Below are 1,585 nucleotides of genomic sequence, written 5' to 3'. Positions count from 1 at the left end.
GGCTTCGGGAATCGCGATGGCGAAGTTCTCGCGGGTGATGTCCTCAGGCTTTGGACCGCCGCGGATGTCGGTGTCCAGGGTGTCGATCGCTCCGAGCTGATCTTCACTGAGCTCGAAGTCGAAGACGTCGAAGTTCTCCGCAATGCGCGATGGCGTCACCGATTTCGGGATCACCTGGCGGCCCTGCTGGATGTGCCAGCGCAGCATGACCTGTGCGGGCGTCTTCGAGTGCGCGGCCGCAATCTCGCCGATGACGGGGTTGTCGAGGGTGGAGGTGTGCGGACCTTCGCGGTAGAACGTGATGCCGCCGATGGGCGCCCAGGCCTGGCTGAGGATGCCGCGCTCGGCGTCGGCCGCCAGCACATCGGACTGTTTGAAGTAGGGGTGCACTTCGATCTGGTTCACGGTCGGCACGATCTCGGTTTCGGCGGTGAGCCGGTCGATGTGCGCGCGCATAAAATTGGAGACGCCGATGGCCCGTACCTTGCCGTCGGCGTAGAGCTGCTCCAGCGCCTTGTACGCACCAACTGTCAGCTCGAACTCGCCGGGCAGAGCCTGATGCAGGATGAGCAGGTCGAGCCGTTCGACGCCGAGCTTTCCGACCGATTTGTCGAAGGCGTGCAAGGTGGCGTCGTAACCGAAGTCGGTGATCCAGATCTTGGTCTCGATGAACACGTCGTCGCGCGCGAGTCCAGACTGCTGGATGGCCTTGCCGACCTCACGCTCATTGCCGTAGGCAGCCGCGGTGTCGACATGGCGGTAGCCGACCTGCAGCGCGGTCTCGACGGCGTTGACCGTCTCATCCGGGGGCGTCTGAAAAACCCCGTAGCCGAGGACCGGCATGGTCACACCATTGTTCAGACTGAATTTCGGAATGGTCATGTCTTCGACGGTAGGCCCGAACGCAGTGGTGCGGGAGGGCCTGCTGAACCAGGCACCGCCAGTACCTCTCAACGCGTCTCTGCCGGGCATACCGTGGAGGCATGGACGTGCGCATCGAGATCCGCGAATTCCTCAGTTCGCGTCGCGCGCGCCTGACCCCGGAGCAGGCCGGGCTACCCGCCTACGGCGGCAACCGGCGCGTCAAGGGTCTGCGCCGTGAGGAGGTGGCCATGCTCGCCGGCGTGTCTGTGGACTACTACGTGCGCATGGAACGAGGCAGCCTCGGAGGCGCCTCGGAGGCTGTCCTTGACGCTCTCGCCTCAGCACTGCAACTCGATGACGCCGAGAGGGAGCACCTTTTCGCTCTTGCGCGGGAATCCGGGGCATCCAGCCATCGGCGTCAACGAAAGGCGCCTGGGACCGTGCGACCGGCGCTACTGCAGATCCTGGACGCCTTCACCGACGCGCCTGCCTGGATCCGCAACGGTCGCCACGACGTGCTCGCCATGAACCAACTCGCCCGCGCCCTGTATTCACCTGTCCTGGCAGATCCCCGACGACCGGCGAACACGACCCGCTTCGTCTACCTGCATCCCGAAGAGGCCGAGCGGTTCTTCGTCGATTACGACCAGGTCACCCGGGATGCCGCCGCGATGCTGCGGATGGAGGCGGGCAACAACCCGCACGACGAGAAGCTCATCGC

2 protein-coding genes are annotated in these 1,585 nt (G+C 64.8%); one reads left to right on the top strand and one right to left on the bottom strand.

Going from position 1 to position 1,585, the window contains the following annotated elements; all coding sequences use genetic code 11:
- A partial coding sequence (locus WBQ44_RS18515; RefSeq protein ID WP_495568133.1) for an aldo/keto reductase occupies nt 1-882 on the bottom strand: 882 nt, incomplete at its 3' end.
- Nucleotides 883-983: 101 nt separating this feature from the next.
- Here WBQ44_RS18515 and WBQ44_RS18510 point away from each other — a divergent pair.
- Nucleotides 984-1,585 (top strand): helix-turn-helix transcriptional regulator (locus WBQ44_RS18510; RefSeq protein WP_495568132.1); only part of this gene is annotated, 602 nt, incomplete at its 3' end.

It is taken from the genome of Rhodococcus sp. (in: high G+C Gram-positive bacteria) (assembly GCF_049591685.1).
GTDB lineage: Bacteria > Actinomycetota > Actinomycetes > Mycobacteriales > Mycobacteriaceae > Rhodococcoides.
This window is presented reverse-complemented; position numbering and strand designations above follow the sequence as displayed.